At 37.9% G+C, this 17,942-nt stretch carries 17 protein-coding genes; 4 read left to right on the top strand and 13 right to left on the bottom strand.

Going from position 1 to position 17,942, the window contains the following annotated elements; all coding sequences use genetic code 11:
- Positions 1–18: 18 nt before the first annotated feature.
- From FE813_RS01100 to FE813_RS01090, 3 genes are all read right to left on the bottom strand, one after another.
- The gene (locus tag FE813_RS01100; RefSeq protein ID WP_180978652.1) at positions 19–2,076 is read right to left on the bottom strand and encodes an ABC transporter permease; all 2,058 of its coding nucleotides are present in this window, start codon (positions 2,074–2,076) and stop codon (positions 19–21) included.
- Positions 2,077–2,139: 63 nt separating this feature from the next.
- A complete protein-coding gene (locus FE813_RS01095; RefSeq protein ID WP_139989139.1) occupies positions 2,140–3,174 on the bottom strand; it encodes an ABC transporter substrate-binding protein in 1,035 nt (344 codons plus the stop codon).
- A 122-nt stretch (positions 3,175–3,296) separates the two neighbouring features.
- Positions 3,297–4,337, bottom strand: coding sequence for an ABC transporter substrate-binding protein (locus FE813_RS01090; protein ID WP_139989138.1), 1,041 nt, complete (start codon positions 4,335–4,337; stop codon positions 3,297–3,299).
- A 166-nt stretch (positions 4,338–4,503) separates the two neighbouring features.
- On the opposite strand from FE813_RS01090, the gene udk reads away from it, so the two are divergent.
- From udk to FE813_RS01070, 4 genes are read left to right on the top strand one after another with little or no spacing between them, the layout of a single operon-like run.
- Positions 4,504–5,142, top strand: a complete 639-nt coding sequence (gene udk, locus FE813_RS01085) for a uridine kinase (RefSeq protein ID WP_180978651.1) — start codon at positions 4,504–4,506, stop codon at positions 5,140–5,142.
- A gap of 8 nt (positions 5,143–5,150) precedes the next feature.
- Positions 5,151–5,738, top strand: coding sequence for a dCTP deaminase (gene dcd, locus FE813_RS01080; protein WP_046953132.1), 588 nt, complete (start codon positions 5,151–5,153; stop codon positions 5,736–5,738).
- 3 nt (positions 5,739–5,741) lie between these two features.
- Complete coding sequence (locus FE813_RS01075; protein ID WP_139989137.1) at positions 5,742–6,929, top strand: hypothetical protein; 1,188 nt, start codon at positions 5,742–5,744, stop codon at positions 6,927–6,929.
- Complete coding sequence (locus FE813_RS01070; protein ID WP_139989136.1) at positions 6,929–8,110, top strand: sugar transporter; 1,182 nt, start codon at positions 6,929–6,931, stop codon at positions 8,108–8,110. The genes FE813_RS01075 and FE813_RS01070 overlap by 1 nt, the downstream gene beginning before the upstream one ends.
- Positions 8,111–8,187: 77 nt before the next feature.
- On the opposite strand, the gene miaB is transcribed toward FE813_RS01070, so the two are convergent.
- From miaB to rsfS, 10 genes are all read right to left on the bottom strand, one after another.
- Positions 8,188–9,612, bottom strand: a complete 1,425-nt coding sequence (miaB, locus tag FE813_RS01065) for a tRNA (N6-isopentenyl adenosine(37)-C2)-methylthiotransferase MiaB (protein ID WP_005630294.1) — start codon at positions 9,610–9,612, stop codon at positions 8,188–8,190.
- 170 nt (positions 9,613–9,782) lie between these two features.
- Entirely contained in the window at positions 9,783–10,745 is a 963-nt protein-coding gene (lipA, locus tag FE813_RS01060; protein WP_139989135.1) for a lipoyl synthase, read from the bottom strand.
- A 51-nt stretch (positions 10,746–10,796) separates the two neighbouring features.
- On the bottom strand, positions 10,797–11,435 hold the full coding sequence (gene lipB, locus FE813_RS01055; RefSeq protein WP_139989134.1) for a lipoyl(octanoyl) transferase LipB: 639 nt from the start codon (positions 11,433–11,435) through the stop codon (positions 10,797–10,799).
- Position 11,436: 1 nt separating this feature from the next.
- Positions 11,437–11,715, bottom strand: coding sequence for a DUF493 family protein YbeD (gene ybeD / locus FE813_RS01050; protein WP_006995721.1), 279 nt, complete (start codon positions 11,713–11,715; stop codon positions 11,437–11,439).
- 103 nt (positions 11,716–11,818) lie between these two features.
- Positions 11,819–13,000, bottom strand: coding sequence for a serine hydrolase (locus FE813_RS01045; protein WP_139989133.1), 1,182 nt, complete (start codon positions 12,998–13,000; stop codon positions 11,819–11,821).
- A 15-nt stretch (positions 13,001–13,015) separates the two neighbouring features.
- Positions 13,016–13,876, bottom strand: coding sequence for a septal ring lytic transglycosylase RlpA family protein (locus FE813_RS01040; protein ID WP_139989132.1), 861 nt, complete (start codon positions 13,874–13,876; stop codon positions 13,016–13,018).
- 52 nt (positions 13,877–13,928) lie between these two features.
- Complete coding sequence (rodA, locus tag FE813_RS01035; protein ID WP_139989131.1) at positions 13,929–15,044, bottom strand: rod shape-determining protein RodA; 1,116 nt, start codon at positions 15,042–15,044, stop codon at positions 13,929–13,931.
- Complete coding sequence (gene mrdA / locus FE813_RS01030) at positions 15,034–16,989, bottom strand: penicillin-binding protein 2 (RefSeq protein WP_139989130.1); 1,956 nt, start codon at positions 16,987–16,989, stop codon at positions 15,034–15,036. Before mrdA ends, rodA begins: the two co-directional genes overlap by 11 nt.
- Positions 16,990–17,010: 21 nt before the next feature.
- On the bottom strand, positions 17,011–17,478 hold the full coding sequence (gene rlmH / locus FE813_RS01025) for a 23S rRNA (pseudouridine(1915)-N(3))-methyltransferase RlmH (RefSeq protein ID WP_139989129.1): 468 nt from the start codon (positions 17,476–17,478) through the stop codon (positions 17,011–17,013).
- A gap of 53 nt (positions 17,479–17,531) precedes the next feature.
- A complete protein-coding gene (gene rsfS, locus FE813_RS01020; protein WP_139989128.1) occupies positions 17,532–17,840 on the bottom strand; it encodes a ribosome silencing factor in 309 nt (102 codons plus the stop codon).
- Between the last annotated feature and the right edge of the window lie 102 nt (positions 17,841–17,942).

Here is a 17,942-nt window from a genome sequence, read left to right as displayed (position 1 = left end):
TACCTACAACTTAACGAGTTAATTCATTTTTTTCGCTTTAGAACGAGAGATACGTGTATCACCTACAATCCAGTCGAAGAATAAAATAATTGCCATCATGACAACAATTAGGATTGAACCGTATGCAATAGCAACACCGTATTCACCATCTTCAACGCGATTTAGGATATAAGCTGTTGCGACCCGAGTATCTGCTGTCACTAAGAATATAATTGCGCTCACCGTCGTCATTGCACGAACGAAACTGGTAACAAGCGCTGAAAGCAATGCGGGTTTTAATAATGGCAAGACGATATACCATAAGGTTTTCCACGAACTTCCTTTTAAAGAAAGCGATGCTTCATCAAGAGATTTATCAAGCTGACCTAACCCTGCAATCGCAGCTCGCATACCAATTGGTAAGTCACGCATAACCATTGAAATAATCACGATAATGCCAGTACCCGTAATATAAAGTGGTGCATTGTTGAAAGCTAAAATATAAGACACCCCTGCCACAGTACCTGGCACGGCAAAACAAAGCATGGTTAAGAACTCAAGGGATTTTTTACCTTGGAAATCTTTACGCACCACAATGTACGCAATCAATAATCCAAAGAATGCGGTCAATGGTGCGGCAATACCTGCATAGATTAAGGTATTAATCAGTGATGGCCACGCTCCATCGCTCAATCCTTGCCCGAATAACATGGCATAATTTTTCAAGGTTAAAGTGTAGTCGACACCCCAGTTTACAGTGAAGCTTCCGTAGAAAATACTTCCGTAAAGAGCCATATTAAAGATTACCCAGAATCCAAGCATGCCAATGATGGTATATTTCAAACCAGTTGGAAGATCTTGCACATCACCACGATAAGATTTACCTGAAACGGTGACATAAGAGCGGTTACCAATCCAAATGTATTGAATGATAAAAATCGCTAGAGAGAAAATTAATAATATTGAACCTAAGGTACTTGCCGATGCGTAATCTAACTGTGACCCCGCAATATAGAAATAAATCTGTGTTGCAATCACATCAAAGCTCCCCCCCAATACCAATGGGTTACTAAAATCTGCAAGGGATTGGATAAATACAATTAAAAATGAGTTTGCCAACGCAGGGCGTAACAGTGGGAAAATAATGTTATAAAAAGTTTGATAGCGATTGGCTCGTAACGTATAAGAGGCTTCTTCAATAGAAGGATGTACCGATTTCAATGCGCCATCTAAAATCATAAAAGAAATAGGAGCAAATGCGAGAATTTGAGCAATTGCAATCCCATTAAAACCATAAAGCCAGTTATGATTGGTGAAACCAAAATTCGTACTTAAAAATTCGGTTACATAACCAGAACGGCCAAGCATTAAAGTTACCCCTAATCCCACAACAAATGGTGGCGTAACAATTGGCAAAATAGAGAAAATTTTTCCGATAAATGCCGTTCTACGAGCAATACGCGTAGTATAAAGCGCAAAGGCTAAACCAAATACAGTAGACACTACGCCCACAAAGCCCGATAAGAAAAGAGAATTCGTAATCACTCGAACAATATAGCTCTGCGTTAAAATTCGCATCACTTGTTGTGGCGCAAACGTATCACCGTCATAAAACATTGAAACGAAAATAGCCAATGTTGGATAAACGATAAAGAAGAAAATGAGCAAGATAATGCAAAGTAAAGAAGCGATGATAAATTTGTCACCTTGCATCACTTTTAGTTTTGCCAGTGAAAGTGTCGCCAATGCGGTATATCCCGCAAGCAACACAATCACAGAATAGCCCATGCTAATTTTGTACAGCGTCGCACTGATAAACATAAATAGTACAGAAAGTGCGGTCAAAAATAGCTCTGTTTTTGCTTGGGTTTGCTGTGGCAATCTCAATAACGGCAAAGCACCATACACAATAACAGGCAGGAACCAAGCCCAAGTTAAATTGAAAGAAGCCCAGCCCATTGCCTCTAAATATTCATCTGAAGTACTTTCAAACAAACCGTAATCAAGTGCATTGGAAGGCAGAAGCACAAATGCCAATAAGGATAAAATAATCCAAAAATAAGCAGAATGCATTATGGAAAGTTTTTTTGCGTTCATACAACCTCGCATAAGGTAAAAAAACGAAGCGATATGCGACATATCACTTCGTTAGTGACATCATTATTTGGCTAATTTTACTTCATCAACCCATTTTGTGATTAAGCGTTTACGTAAATCAGTCGCACCGTATTTATCAAAATCATAGTTAATTAAATTAATAGATTTAAAATCTAACGCATAAGGCGATTGTTGTGCGGTGGTGTTCGTTAAAATGGAATACGCCTCACCTTTTTGCCAAGTTAATTCTTGCGCCTCTTTGGATAACGCCCAATCAACAAAAAGTTTCGCATTATCTAAATTACGCGCACCTTTAATGACACTTACGCCACCAATTTCATAGCCAGTACCTTCACAAGGGACGACTAATTCTACTGGTGCGCCTTTCGCTTTTTCTAAAGAATATTCATGTAAGAAACCAATGCCAATTGCCGTTTCCCCACGCGCTGTATTGCGTGTTGCCGTATTACCAGATTTGGTATATTGCGATACGTTTTTATTCAACTCTTTTAAGAATTTAAACGCCTCGTCTTCTCCCCAAAGTTGCATATAAGTGGCTAGCTGAGTGTAACCCGTACCAGAACTTTGTGGATCTGCGGCTTGAATTTCATTTTTGTAAATTGGGTTAGCTAAATCCTTCCAGCATTTTGGAATAGGTAAATTCAATTTTTTCAAACGTTCTGGATTTACACCAAAACCTAACACGCCTAAATAAATCGCCGAAGAATAATTCCCTTTCATTTTGGCTGGATCACGGAATTTTTCTACAATCTGAGGAAGATTGGATGATTTATAAGGCTCCAACAAGCCCATTTCTCCTGCTTGAGAATGAGGATCCATCGTCCCACCATACCAAACATCACCTTGTGGATTATCTTTCTCAGCATCAATTTTCGCTAGAATAGTACCTGTTCCACCACGAATAAAACTTGTTTTAACATCAAATTTTTTCTCAAATGCCATCGCTTCTTGCTCGCACATCGTATTTTGCGCACTGCAATAAATGACTAGACGTCCTTTTGCAAAAGATGGATTACTTAAAAGCAATCCGCTTAACATCACACCTGACAAGGTTACTGCGATTTTTGATAGTTTCATCTGATTATAACTCCCTTATGAATGAAAATTTTGCAATCTCTTAGAGGGAAAACGAAATCACATTAAAAATACGAAAAAGTGCGGTCAAAAACTTCAGTATTTTTTACCGCACTTATTCAGCGCTATTTCGCTAATTTAACTTCTTGTACCCATTTTTCAATTAAGGCTTTACGTTGTTCTGTTGCACCGTATTTTTCAAAGTCATAATTGATCAATTTAAGTTTATTTGGATCAAACGCGGTTGGTGATTGTTCTGCGGTCGTGTTAGTTAAGATTTGTAAAGAATCCCCTTGTTTCCAAGCTAATTCTTGGCCTTCTTTTGATAAAGCCCAATCGACGAATAATTTTGCATTATCAATATTACGCGCACCTTTTAAGATACTCACGCCACCTAACTCATAACCGGTTCCTTCACAAGGCACAACTAATTCTAACGGTGCCCCATTGCGTTTTTCTAATGCATAATCATGTAAGAAACCTACCCCAATTGTCGCTTCACCACGCGCAGCGTTACGTGATGGCGTGATACCCGATTTGGTATATTGAGAAACATTAGGATGCAATGCTTTTAAGTATTCAAACGCCTCTTTTTCACCCCATAATTGGACGAAAGTTGCCAATGCTGTGTAAGCGGTACCCGCACTTTGAGGGTCTGCAATTTGAACTTCGCCTTTTAAACGTGGATCTGTTAAGTCTTTCCAGCATTTTGGCACTTCTTTAATACCTAATTTTGCCAAACGTTCAGTATTCACACCAAAACCTAAGATCCCCATATAAATTGAGGAAACATAATGACCTTTCGTTTTTGCTGGATCACGGAAACGTTCTACAATTTCATCAATGTGTTTAGATTTATAAGGCTCAATTAACCCTAATTCTGCAGCTTGTGCTTGAGGGTCAAAAGTACCACCGAACCAAACATCCGCTTGAGGGTTATTTTTTTCAGCTTCAACTTTGGCAAAAGTACTGCCTGAACCATTGCGAATAAAGGATGTTTTCACATCATATTTTTCGCCAAATGCTTTTGTGGTGGTTTCGCACAAAATATTGGTTGCACTACAGTACACAACTAAACGACCTTTAGCGTTAGCAGAACCAGAAATAGCCAAGCCTGCAGCTAAAAGTGCGGCAGAAACAGAAAGAGAAATTTTGTTGAATTTCATAATAAATACTCCTTATTGGATAGAATGGTACGAATCCTACGTGAAAAAGGCGAATAATACCGTGATGAAGCTCACACTTTTTAAAATTCAAGTGAAAAAATAAACGTGAAATTCACCGCACTTTTACTTATAATTGCCGAAATTTCCCTTACATCAAAACACAATTATGTCAGATTCTTGTATAATCATTGCCATCACTGGCGCATCCGCATCAGGCAAAAGTTCTATCGCCTCCACCGTTCACAAAGAACTCTGTAATGAATTAGGCTGCCAAGAAATTGGGATTATTGCTGAAGACAGTTACTACAAAGATCAAAGCCATTTAGAAATGAGCGAACGTATAAAAACAAATTACGACCATCCAAGCTCTATGGATCGCGATTTGCTTATTCAACATTTAAAAGATTTAAAATCAGGAAAAGCGGTTGATGTGCCTGTTTATAGCTATGTTGATCATACTCGTACGGGTCAAACCACAACATTTACACCAAAACGTATTGTGATTTTAGAAGGGATTTTACTGCTCACTGATGAACGCGTTCGTCAACTTGCGGATATTTCCGTATTCGTGGACACGCCATTAGACATTTGTTTTATTCGTCGTTTACAACGTGATATGGAAGAACGTGGTCGTTCCCTACAATCGGTTATTGATCAATATCGTGCAACCGTGCGCCCAATGTTCTTACAATTTATTGAGCCTTCTAAACAATATGCGGATATTGTCATTCCTCGTGGCGGTAAAAACCGTATTGCAATCAATATGTTAAAAGCTCAAATCCTTCATTTATTGAATCAAAAATAGGAAATCTTATGCGCCTTTGCGATACTGATATTGAACGCTATCTCGATGATGGCATTATTTCTTTAACTCCTCGTCCAAATAATGACAAAATCAACGGTGCGACGATTGATGTTCGCTTGGGTAATTCTTTCCGCGTATTTCGTGAGCATTCCGCGCCTTTCATTGATTTAAGCGGCCCGAAAGAAGAAGTGTCCGCCCAGCTTGAATCGGTGATGAGCGATGAAATTATTGTGCCTGAAGACGAAGCATTTTTCTTACATCCAGGTACTTTAGCGTTAGCAACCACACTTGAATCAGTGAAATTACCCGCCAATATTATCGGTTGGTTAGATGGTCGATCTTCTTTAGCTCGTTTAGGTTTAATGGTACACGTCACTGCCCACCGCATTGATCCGGGTTGGGAAGGAAAAATCGTATTGGAATTTTATAATTCAGGGAAATTACCATTAGCATTACGTCCAAATATGGTGATTGGTGCATTAAGCTTTGAAATATTAAGTGGCGAAGCGAAACGACCATACAGTAGCCGCAAAGATGCAAAATATAAAAATCAACAAAGTGCGGTTGCGAGTCGTATTGACGAAGATAAGGAATAATCAATGAAAAAGTTCGCGCTTAGCGTAGGGATCGTCGCTTTGGCAATCTTTTCTTTTTTGTATATCCAACTTTATCGAGTACAAAGTTCCATCAGTGAACAACTGGCACAACAAAATATTGCGGTTCAATCAGTCAATTTATCTCTATTTCCACCCGCACTTTCTCTCGAGAAAGTTCAGTCTGAACAATTTTCTGTGCAAAAGATTGAAAGTCAATTCAACCTGTTGCCACTTTTTTACGGTAATATTAACCTTTCCTCACTTCAACTTAAACAGCTCAAATTAAGCAATAAAGCACAAAATCTAGCCGATATAAAAATGCATTTTTCAGCGCTTTCTTTAACTCAATTATTGGCAAAAAAAATAATTTTAAATGGTAATAATCAAATATCTATTAAGTTAGAAAAACCATTTTATGGGAAAAATAAAACCTTTGATTTTACTTTTACTAAAGCTAATATTGACCTCTCTAATGAAAAATTATCGCTCATTCAGTTTGTCAATGCCAAATTAAATAATCAATCACTTGGTTATATTGAAGCTCATGGTGATTTTAACAAGCCATTAAAACGGCTTGTTACCTATATCAAACCACAATGTGATAATAATTGTTTAGCTGTAGTTAATTATCAGAGTGTGGGTGATCAAAGCATGATCAATTTTTCTGGTAAGGAGTTTCCTGTCAAGCCATTGCTTAGCTTATTGAGCTTTCCTGAATCCTTGAGTGGTTACACTGATTTTAAAATCAATTTAGGTTTTAAGAATTCTGAAATAACACAAGGAAAATTCAATTTTCAGGCAAAAAATGGCGAAATTATCGGTGTAAATTTATTAGATATTGTCTCACAATATTTCCCGATTAATTACAGCAATGATTTATTAGCGAATAAAGAATTAAATACACAGTTTGAACAATTTCAAATACAACTCTCACTGTTAAAAGATCAATTAAATGCTGAAAAATTTGAATTAAAAACCCCCACACTTTTGGGAAATGGTACGGGTGTCGTCTCATTAAATCAAATGCAATGTGATATAAATCTTACAGTACGTTCTACAAATAAAAATTATCAAAATCTTATCTTACCAATCCGATTCTTTGGGGATTGTTATTCACCTCAATATAAATTTAATTTTACAAAAGAATTTCGTCATCAACTCATAGACATCATAAAAGAGAAGCTACATTAATGTCACCACTAAATATAAGAAAAATTCAATTATGGCGAGTCCTATTAATGGCATTCGCAGGGTTTATTTTTAATACTACTGAATTCGTCCCTGTTGCAATGTTAAGTGATATAGCAACCAGTTTTAATATGCAAACTGCCGATACAGGACTAATGATGACAGTATATGCCTGGACAGTACTTATTGTATCTCTTCCAGCAATGCTTCTAACAGGTGAAATAGAGCGGAAAAATTTACTTACCAAGCTCTTTATTATTTTCATCATAGGGCATATTTTATCTGTTATAGCATGGAATTTCTGGATTCTACTTATTGCTCGAGTTTGTATTGCCATTGCTCATTCTGTCTTCTGGTCTATTACGGCTTCGCTTGTGATGAGAATCGCACCGAAAGATAAAAAGACACAAGCGCTAGGAATGCTTGCTATAGGAACATCCCTTGCAACAATTTTAGGGTTGCCTATTGGAAGAATTATAGGACAACTCGTAGGCTGGCGTATTACTTTCGGAATTATTGCGCTTTTAGCATTCTTCGTTATGCTACTAATAATTCAACTCTTACCAAAACTACCAAGTAAAAACGCAGGTTCTATTACAAGCTTACCAATACTCGCTAAGCGTCCGCTACTCATTGGGCTTTATATCGCCACAATGCTGATTGTTGCCGCACATTTTACGGCTTATACTTATATTGAGCCTTTTATGATTGAAATAGGCCATTTGGATCCAAATTTTGCAACTTTTGTACTTCTTATTTTTGGTATATCTGGCATTTTAGCTAGCCTTTTATTCAATCGATTACACCGTTTTGGCCCTACTAAATTTGTTGTTGTCGCAATGGCTTTGCAAAGCCTTTCTCTCTTACTATTACTCCTTTCAACAGAATATATCATCACAATGCTTGCTCTTTCTTTTCTTTGGGGAATTGGTGTTGGTTGTATTGGTCTTGCTTTACAAATACGCGTATTAAGACTTGCACCTGATGCAACAGATGTGGCTACGGCTATTTACTCTGGTATTTATAATGCAGGTATCGGTACTGGGGCATTATTTGGAAATCTTGTGGCAACCCATATAGGGCTAGACAAAATTGGCTATATTGGCGCAATGTTAGGATTATGTAGCCTTATTCTTTTTATTGGGTCACATTTAAAATATCGTCATACATTTCTCTCTAAATAATTGAAGCCCTGAATATTTAACAAAAAATAACCGCACTTTAATTTCTCAAAGTGCGGTTAAATATTTCAAGATTTCAATTAGCCGTGATAACGCCCTACACCTAATTCATCTTCTTTACGCGTGCGATTCATCACTTCTTGTGGAGATTGCGCAATACGTAATCCCATTTCATCTTCAGTACGCACTACTTCACCGCGTAGAGAATTGGTATAAACATCAGTGATTTTCACATCCACAAATTTACCAATCATTTCCGGAGAACCTTGGAAATTGACAATACGATTCGTTTCAGTACGTCCCGTTAATTCCATAATGTCTTTCTTCGATGGCCCTTCAACTAACACGCGTTGTTCTGTGCCAAGCATGCGACGGCTAAACTGTGCAGCTTGTTGATTAATACGCTCTTGTAACACATAAAGACGTTGTTTCTTTTCATCTTCCGTTACATCATCTGGCATATCTGCAGCTGGCGTACCTGGTCGGGCAGAATACACAAAACTGAAGCTCATATCAAAGTTCACTTGTGCAATCAAATTCATAGTTTGCTCAAAATCTTCAGCAGTTTCGCCCGGGAAACCAACAATAAAGTCTGAGCTGATTTGAATATCAGGACGCACAGCACGAAGTTTACGAATAATAGATTTATATTCTAATGCTGTATGACCACGTTTCATCATCGTTAATACACGATCAGAACCCGCTTGGACTGGAAGATGTAAGAAACTCACCAATTCAGGCGTATCACGATATACGTCAATAATATCATCTGTAAATTCTATTGGATGACTAGTTGTGAAGCGTAAACGGTCAATACCATCGATAGAGGCCACGAGACGAAGCAACTCAGCAAAGCTACAAATTTGACCATCATGTGTCGGACCACGATAAGCATTCACGTTTTGACCAAGTAAGTTAACCTCACGCACACCTTGATCCGCAAGCTGCGCAATTTCAAATAAGACATCATCAACAGGACGGCTGACTTCCTCACCGCGTGTATAAGGTACAACACAGAAAGTACAGTATTTATTACAGCCCTCCATAATCGAAACGAATGCCGTTGGGCCTTCTGCACGAGGTTCTGGTAAGCGGTCAAATTTCTCAATTTCAGGAAAACTTACATCTACAACAGAACTCTTACCACCACGAATTTGGTTAATCATTTCAGGCAGGCGGTGCAAAGTTTGCGGACCAAAAATAATATCTACATAAGGCGCACGATGGCGAATATGTTCACCTTCTTGAGAAGCTACACAGCCGCCCACACCAATCACTAAATTTGGATTATTTTTCTTTAATTCTTTCCAACGCCCAAGTTGGTGGAAAACTTTTTCTTGTGCTTTTTCACGAATAGAACAGGTATTCAATAATAATACGTCTGCTTCTTCAGGAATTTCAGTAAGTTCTAATCCATGAGTACTTAATAAAAGATCGGCCATTTTAGATGAATCGTATTCATTCATCTGGCAGCCCCAAGTTTTAATATGTAATTTTTGAGTCATTTTCTACAATATCGTCAGGTGTTATAAATAATTAGTCGAATAAAGCGGTCGGTTATTTTACAGGCTTGCAATAATTCTGGCTAGTAAATATTCGGTGAAAAAAAATATCAAAAATAAACCGCACTTTCGTGACAAGCCAAAAGTGCGGTTTAATTCAGCGCAATTTTTAATTATTTCACCAATTCACCACTGGCTTGTAAATCAGCGTGATAAGAAGAACGAACAAATGGCCCACAAGCCGCATGTTCAAAGCCCATTGCATTGGCTTTTTCACGGAATTCATCAAATTCAGCTGGCGGTACATAACGGGCCACTGGCAAATGATGACGGCTAGGTTGAAGATATTGCCCCAACGTGAGCATTGTCACACCATTATCACGTAAATCTTGCATGACTTGTAAAATTTCCTCGTTGGTTTCGCCTAATCCCACCATTAAACCTGATTTAGTTGGGATATTCGGGAACATTTCTTTAAATTCACGCAATAATTTAAGTGACCATTCGTAATCTGCCCCTGGACGAATCTCTTTATATAGGCGCGGCACGTTTTCTAAATTATGGTTAAAGACATCTGGCGGATTATCTTTTAATTTTTCCAATGCCTGTGTAATGCGACCACGGAAATCAGGCACTAAAATTTCAATCTTAATGTTAGGATTAAGCTCGCGCACAGCTTTTACACATTCTGCAAAATGACCCGCACCACGATCAGGCAAATCATCACGATCCACCGATGTAATCACCACATATTTAAGTTTCATATCTTGGATAGTTTCAGCCAATTTTTGTGGCTCTTCAAGATCGGGCGGTAATGGTTTCCCATGCGCGACATCACAGAACGGGCAACGGCGCGTGCAAATTGCGCCTAAAATCATAAAAGTTGCTGTTCCATGATTAAAACATTCGTGTAAATTTGGACAAGATGCTTCTTCACACACGGAATGCAAACCATGACGACGCATTCCATTTTTGATACTTTCAATTTTAAGTGAATTTGCCGGAAGTTTAATTTTCATCCATTCAGGCTTTTTCAATAGCTCTTGGTTTGGATCAATATTTTTTACTGGAATAATCGACGTTTTTGCCGCATCGCGATATTTTACACCGCGTTCCATTTTGAAAGGCGTAGACATAAGCGTTCCTAAATAAAAATGCCCAAACAGGGCATTTTTGATCATTAAATATTACAAATTTGTTACATTATAGCCTAAAAGCTCAGCAAAGTGTTTAATTAATTTTGGTGAAACCTTATCACAATTAGCCTCATATTGATTAACAAAATCCGCTAATTGACACATTTCAAGACCAGCATAGCCGCATGGGTTAATATAATGAAATGGATTCAGATCCATATTAATATTCAATGCTAACCCGTGAAAAGAGCAACCACGACGAATACGCAGCCCAAGAGAACAAATCTTTTTTCCATCCACATACACGCCTGGCGCATCAGGTTTTGGATAACTTTCAATACCATATTCAGCTAAAGTTTTTACCACCGTTTGTTCAAGTGCGGTAACTAATTGACGTACATTTAAATTCTCATGACGCTTAATATCAATGAGCACATACATCACTTGCTGACCGGGTGCATGATAGGTTATTTGCCCACCACGATCCGACTGCACCACAGGTATTTCACTACGTTGTAAAAGATGCTCAGGTTTACCTGCTTGCCCTTGGGTAAATACAGGAGGATGTTGCACCAACCAAATTTCGTCTTGCGTTTCTGCTGTGCGACTATCTGTAAAATTCTGCATTTTATGCCAAATTTCTTGATAATCTTGCAACCCTAACTGACGAACCATAAGGGAATTATTCATGCTAGATGACCATTTTTACGCCTTCAACTTTAGCAAGTTCTTTATAAAGTGTTTCTACCTGCTCAAAGTTTTCAGCAATAATGTCGATTGAAACCGAATTATAGGTACCTTTACTACTCCGTTTTTCCTTAGGAATATAATCACCTTTAATATATTTTTGGACGACTTGAATTAGATCTTGTGCTAACCCCTCGCGATTAATTCCAGCAACTTTAAATGTCATTTTTGCTGGAAATTCCATTAATTCTTTAAGTTTTGCGTAATCGTTTTCTGTTGTCATATTATTTCCCAATAATAAAAATGATGTGTGGATAGTACACCACCCACACATTACGAATGCCTCAGTTAAAAATGAAAAAAGTGCGGTAAGTTTCTGGCATATTTTATGCAAATAAGCCTTTCACAGTGAGCACGAGCCAATCCCAAACTTTTCCGAAAATACTCGCTTCGCCCACTTCATCCATCACTTGTAAGTTTACCGCTGCAATATCTTTACCTTCTAATTGATAAATGACTTTACCTACGACTTGACCTTTTGCTAAAGGCGCTTGTAAGTTTTTACTTTCTAACTCATATCGAGCTTTAAGCTCATTTTGTTTGCCTTTCGGAACCGTGATAAAACTATCTTGTAAGGTTCCTAATTTCACACTACCTTTATTACCATAATAAACAGGTTGTTCTGAAACTTCTTTGCCTGCCTCTAAAGTTTTAAATGTTTCGAAATTAGCAAAGCCCCATTGTAAAAGTTTTTTACTTTCTACTTCACGACCTTTGTAAGTTGGAACACCCATTACTACAGAAATTAAACGCATATTGTTTGGTGTAGTCGCTGAAGCAACTAAGTTATATCCAGCTTGGCTAGTATGGCCTGTTTTCATTCCATCAACATTGATGGTTTTATCCCATAATAGGCCATTACGGTTAGGTTGTTTGATTTTATTAAATGTAAAATCTTTTTCTGAGTAAATTTTATATTCTTCAGGTAAATCACGAATAATATGTGCTCCAATAAGCGCCATATCACGAGCAGAAGAATATTGATTAGGATCGTCTAAACCATGCGGCGTGGTGAAATTTGTATTTTTCAAACCAAATTGTTGAACATATTTGTTCATTGTTTCTACAAAGTTCGGGACATTGCCAGAAATATATTCAGCCAATGCCACTGTTGCATCATTACCGGATACAACAATCACACCACGATTCAAATCTGCTACAGATACTTGTGTATTTAAATCTAAAAACATTTTTGATGAGTCAGGGAAATTACGCCCCCACGCACTCTGACCGATAGTTACCATATCGGTATTGTGAATTTTACCCTGTTTTAAAGCGCTCCCTACCACATAACTTGTCATCATTTTTGTTAATGATGCAGGATATTGACGCTCATCAGGATTAAGTGCGGCCAAAATTGCGCCTGAATTGTAATCCATCAATACATACGTTTGAGCAGTAATTTGTGGTGGGGTTACGCCAAACTGGATATCCTCGGCAGCTACCGAAAAAGCACTAAGTGCTACAAAACTTGATAAAAATGCGATTTTTGTTGTTCTTTTCAACATAGTGTGTTCCTACAATTAATTTTTATATGTGTAAACAATTAGTGGCTTGTTTACTGCCATTTTTTGTAATTTGGTTCTTACTTGTGACATTTGTGTTTCGTTATCAAAAGGTCCAATGTGAATTTCGTATTTATTGCCTGAGCGATTTACTTCGGCTTGAATATTATCTAACGCGAGTTGCGTAATTAACTTATCAGCTTGACTACGAGAAGTAACCTCAAGCATTTTCAAACGATAAACTTCATTTCCTTTTTTTTCATTTATCATCTTAAACGACTTATTAGAAGATTCATTAAATTTCACTAAACGATCAGCAGCTTCTTGAGTTTTTGCATGCTTAGCCAGCGTTCTTGTCGCTGCCCCCGATAAATTCCCATTTTTAGCAACATGCAACGCCTCAATTCTAACATGCCCCATACCTCGAGAAATTAATCCAATTTCTTTCGCCGCCGCATGAGAAAGATCAATTAAACGTTTATCACTAAAAGGCCCTCGATCGTTAATACGTACAATCACTTTTCGATTATTATGTAAATTCGTCACCAAGGCATAAGAATTGATTGGAAGCGTTTTATGTGCTGCAGTAAATTGTGTTGAATTATAAACATCACCACTTGCAGTTCTACGCCCATTAAATTTGAGATGATAGTAACTAGCCATCCCTTCTTTCGTATAAGATTTAGCATCATCTTCAGTTTTTGTCGTATAAGTTTGCCCTTTCACAGAATAAGTACTAGGAGAAGGTACTTTGGTTATAATCGAAAGTTTATCCCCTTGGATACCATACATTTTGTGAGTGTCCGCATGGGCTGAAAAGCTAGTAATTATAGCAAACAAAGCAAGTGCGGTCAGATTTAATAATGTTTTTAATTTCATAAGTGTTGACTATTTTCATTTATTTACTCTTTTAAGAAAAGCAAAAATGAAATTAGTTCCCTTTCATAAATTTTACTTGATGTGTATGAACTGACATCACCAAGCCAAAAGCAGCCATAATAGCAACGTAAGAAGTGCCACCGTAGCTGAATAAAGGTAATGGCACCCCCACTACAGGCAAAATACCACTTACCATGCCTATGTTAACAAACACATAAACAAAGAAAATTAACGTCGTTGCACCAGCAAGAATTCGCCCAAAAGAAGTTTGATCGTTCACGGCAATTATCAAACCACGTATAATAATGAACATATAAATGGAGATCAAAATAAGAAAACCAACCATTCCATGTTCTTCACTCATTACAGCAAAAATAAAATCTGTATGAGGTTCAGGTAAAAATTCAAGCTGGGATTGCGTACCCTGCATCCAGCCTTTTCCCCAAAGGCCACCAGAACCAATCGCAATCTTTGATTGTAAAATATGATAGCCAGCACCGAGAGGATCTTTTTCTGGGTCCAATAATGTGAGAACGCGAGTACGTTGATAATCGTGCATTAGATATAGCCACATGATCGGAATAAATCCAGCTAAGCCAATCACTGCTGCTAAAATTAGCCACCAACTCATTCCCGCTAAAAATACTACAAATAAACCTGACGCACTTACCAAAATTGATGTGCCTAAATCAGGTTGTATAGCTACAAGTAAAGTCGGAATCATAATCATTGCAATCGCAATAAATGTTTCACTTAATTTAGGTGGAAGTGGTCGATTACCTAAATACACAGCGACCATTAATGGTACCGCAAGCTTTATAATTTCAGATGGCTGAAAACGAATAAATCCGAGATCAAGCCAACGCTGTGCACCTTTACTCGTTGTTCCAATAGCATCCACTAAAATCAACATGATAAAGCCTATCAGATAGAGATAAGGCGCAATACGTTGATAAAATTTAGGTGGGAATTGTGCCATGACGAGCATAACAGTAAATCCAAGAAAAACCTGAATAATACGGTTGTTAAACATGATTTCACTGGCACCAGTTGCACTATAAAGCACAAGCATACCATAGGCTGTTATTGCAACTAAGCCAATAAAAAGCCAAAAATCAATATGCAAACGTTGCCATGCGCGCAACCAGAAAGGTATTTTATCTTCCATTTATCTGCTCGCTCTCTTGTGGTAAATCTTCTTTTTGCTGAATGGTTGCATTATATTTTTCAACTTGTGGTAAACGCTGATTTAAATAGTAATCCATCACTTTACGCGCTAACGGTGCGGCATTACTTGAACCACCACCCGCATTCTCTAAAATAACTGTCACAACCAATCTAGGGTTTTCATAAGGTGCATATGCGGTAAACCATGCGTGATCGTGCAATTCTTTTTTCAATCCAGCCGCATTGTATTTTTCATTTTCTTTGAGACTAAAAACTTGTGCCGTACCCGACTTACCCGCAACTCTATAATTAGCACCGGCAAATGCCTTTCGTCCAGTGCCTGCTGCAGAATTAACAACATTATACATTCCACGTTTTGCTGCATCCCAATAATTTTGTTTTGGCTCACTAATATCAGGATAAATCAATGGATCTTTATAAGGTGATAATTCCGCACCTTCAATAGCTTTCATTAAATGTGGTGTATTTACTTTACCGTTATTGACTAATATTGCTGTTGCTTTTGCTACTTGTAACGGCGTAGCAGTCCAATAACCTTGCCCAATACCAACTGAAATCGTATCACCCAATACCCAAGGACGTTTATAGCGTTTTTGTTTCCATTCACGACTTGGCATATTGGCAGCCGCTTCTTCCTGAATTTCAATACCTGTTGGCATGCCGAAACCAAAGCGTTTCATCCAATCAGAAAGACGATCAATCCCCATACTATGAGCCACTTGATAAAAATAGGTATCAGATGATTCTGTAATTGCTTTATTTAAATCTGTATAACCATGACCGCTCTTTTTCCAATCTCGGAATCGCTTAGTCGTATTTGGCAATACCCAATAGCCGGGGTCAAAAATCGTCGTATTTTGGGTAATCACATTTTCAGTTTGTGCGGCTACTGCAATAAAAGGTTTCACTGTAGAAGCAGGAGGATACACCCCTTGGGTCGCACGACTATAAAGCGGGCGAGCAGGATCATTTAGTAGACGCTTATAATCTTCTGACGAAATACCATCAACAAACAAATTATTATCATAACTTGGCGTAGACACCATAGCCAGCACACCACTATCTTTTGGATCTAATACAACAATTGCGCCTTTTTGTCCTGCCAAAAGATCTGTGATATAACGCTGCAACTCTAAATCAATAGTAAGATAAATACTTTTTCCTGCTACTGAAGGTTGTTCACGTAACTTGCGAATAACTTTACCACGATTGTTAATTTCTACTTCTTCAAAACCTGTGGTGCCATGCAACTCATCTTCATAATAGCGTTCAATCCCCAATTTACCCATATCATTGCTACCAGAATAATTGGCAAATTTTTCATCTTTTTTCAAACGTTCAACATCTTTATCGTTGATTTTTCCCACATAACCTAAAATATGCGTCATAATCTCGCCATATAAGTAATAGCGTTTGAAATAAGGACGTACATCTAAACTCGGATACTGATAGCCACTTACTGCAAAACGTGCGATTTGTTCTTCTGTTAAATTCGGTTTCAATAAAATAGGCGTGTAACGCGTTCCTCGGCGACGTTCCTTTTTAAAATTTTCAATATCATTATCCGTCAATCCCACAATGTAGCGTAATTCACCTAAAGTGCGGTCTAAATTTTCAGTTTTTTCTGGCACAATGTATAAACCAAAAAAAGTAAGATTTTCGGCTAATAATTTACCGTAACGATCATAGATTAAGCCACGCGTTGGGGGTAAAGGTAATAATTTAATTCGGTTACCATTAGAACGCGTTTGGTAAGTATCGAAATTAACAATCTGTAGCTGATAAATATTAGTGAATAACACCCCTGTTAATAGCAAAATCCCCAAAAAAGCCACTAAAGTTCGGCGTGCAAAAAGGTTACGCTCCGCTTTTTTATCGCGGAACGGCTCATGAGTTGGAGTATTGAAGAATCTTTTTAAATTCATCTGACTAAAAATGAGGATTTACTATTCTCGATGATAAGGATGATTAGTCGTAAGAGACCACGCACGATACAAACTTTCAGCCACCACAACACGAACAAGCGGGTGAGGTAATGTCAAGGGTGAAAGCGACCAGCTTTGCTCTGCTGCAGCTTTACATTCAGGTGAAAGGCCCTCTGGCCCACCGATCAATAAACATACTTCACGGCCATCGTTTTTCCACGCTTCTAGTTGCTCGGCTAATTGCAGGGTGGTCCAAGGTTTACCTGGAATATCTAATGTCACAACTTTACCTTTTCCACAGGCAGCTAACATCGCCTTACCTTCTTGTTCTAAAATGCGTTTAATATCAGCATTTTTTCCACGCTTGCCTGCTGGGATTTCAATCAGTTCAAAAGGCATATCTTTTGGGAAACGGCGTTGATATTCCTCAAACCCCGTTGTAACCCAAGAAGGCATTTTTGTTCCGACAGCAATTAACGTGATTTTCACAAGTCATCCTTATCTAAAAAGTGCGGTTATTTTTCACCGCACTTCACTAAAATTTACGCCCAAAGTTTCTCTAATTGATACATTTCACGCGCGTCACGTTGCATGATATGTACGATTGCTTGACCAAGATCCACCACAATCCAATCTGCAGTATTTTTACCTTCTTCACCAAAAGTTTCAAAACCTGCTTTTTTACATTCTGTAATTAAATTCTCTGCCATTGCAGAAACTTGGCGGCTCGATGTACCCGTGCAAATAATCATATTATCCGTAATCGAGGATTTTCCACGTACATCAAAATGTACAATATCTGTTCCCTTTAAGCCATCTAAGGTTTTCATCAAAAATTCAATTAGTGCCATTTTGTTCTCGCTTCGCAATAAAAGTGCGAGATTCTATCATTGAATACCCTCTCGCGCAAAATCCATGCAAAAAAATAAGCGCGAAATTAACCGCGCTTTTGT

Source organism: Haemophilus seminalis (genome assembly GCF_006384255.1).
In the GTDB taxonomy this organism is placed as follows: Bacteria; Pseudomonadota; Gammaproteobacteria; order Enterobacterales; family Pasteurellaceae; genus Haemophilus; species Haemophilus seminalis.
This window is presented reverse-complemented; position numbering and strand designations above follow the sequence as displayed.

Coding starts and splice junctions, on each gene's coding strand:
- FE813_RS01090 (WP_139989138.1), bottom strand. CDS start 4,337: ATGAAATTCAACAAAATTTCTCTTTCTGTTTCTGCCGCACTTTTAGCT.
- dcd (WP_046953132.1), top strand. CDS start 5,151: ATGCGCCTTTGCGATACTGATATTGAACGCTATCTCGATGATGGCATT.
- miaB (WP_005630294.1), bottom strand. CDS start 9,612: ATGACTCAAAAATTACATATTAAAACTTGGGGCTGCCAGATGAATGAA.
- FE813_RS01095 (WP_139989139.1), bottom strand. CDS start 3,174: ATGAAACTATCAAAAATCGCAGTAACCTTGTCAGGTGTGATGTTAAGC.
- rodA (WP_139989131.1), bottom strand. CDS start 15,044: ATGGAAGATAAAATACCTTTCTGGTTGCGCGCATGGCAACGTTTGCAT.
- FE813_RS01045 (WP_139989133.1), bottom strand. CDS start 13,000: ATGTTGAAAAGAACAACAAAAATCGCATTTTTATCAAGTTTTGTAGCA.
- lipA (WP_139989135.1), bottom strand. CDS start 10,745: ATGTCTACGCCTTTCAAAATGGAACGCGGTGTAAAATATCGCGATGCG.
- FE813_RS01100 (WP_180978652.1), bottom strand. CDS start 2,076: ATGAACGCAAAAAAACTTTCCATAATGCATTCTGCTTATTTTTGGATT.
- mrdA (WP_139989130.1), bottom strand. CDS start 16,989: ATGAATTTAAAAAGATTCTTCAATACTCCAACTCATGAGCCGTTCCGC.
- FE813_RS01040 (WP_139989132.1), bottom strand. CDS start 13,876: ATGAAATTAAAAACATTATTAAATCTGACCGCACTTGCTTTGTTTGCT.
- FE813_RS01070 (WP_139989136.1), top strand. CDS start 6,929: ATGTCACCACTAAATATAAGAAAAATTCAATTATGGCGAGTCCTATTA.
- ybeD (WP_006995721.1), bottom strand. CDS start 11,715: ATGACAACAGAAAACGATTACGCAAAACTTAAAGAATTAATGGAATTT.
- rsfS (WP_139989128.1), bottom strand. CDS start 17,840: ATGGCACTAATTGAATTTTTGATGAAAACCTTAGATGGCTTAAAGGGA.
- lipB (WP_139989134.1), bottom strand. CDS start 11,435: ATGAATAATTCCCTTATGGTTCGTCAGTTAGGGTTGCAAGATTATCAA.
- FE813_RS01075 (WP_139989137.1), top strand. CDS start 5,742: ATGAAAAAGTTCGCGCTTAGCGTAGGGATCGTCGCTTTGGCAATCTTT.
- udk (WP_180978651.1), top strand. CDS start 4,504: ATGTCAGATTCTTGTATAATCATTGCCATCACTGGCGCATCCGCATCA.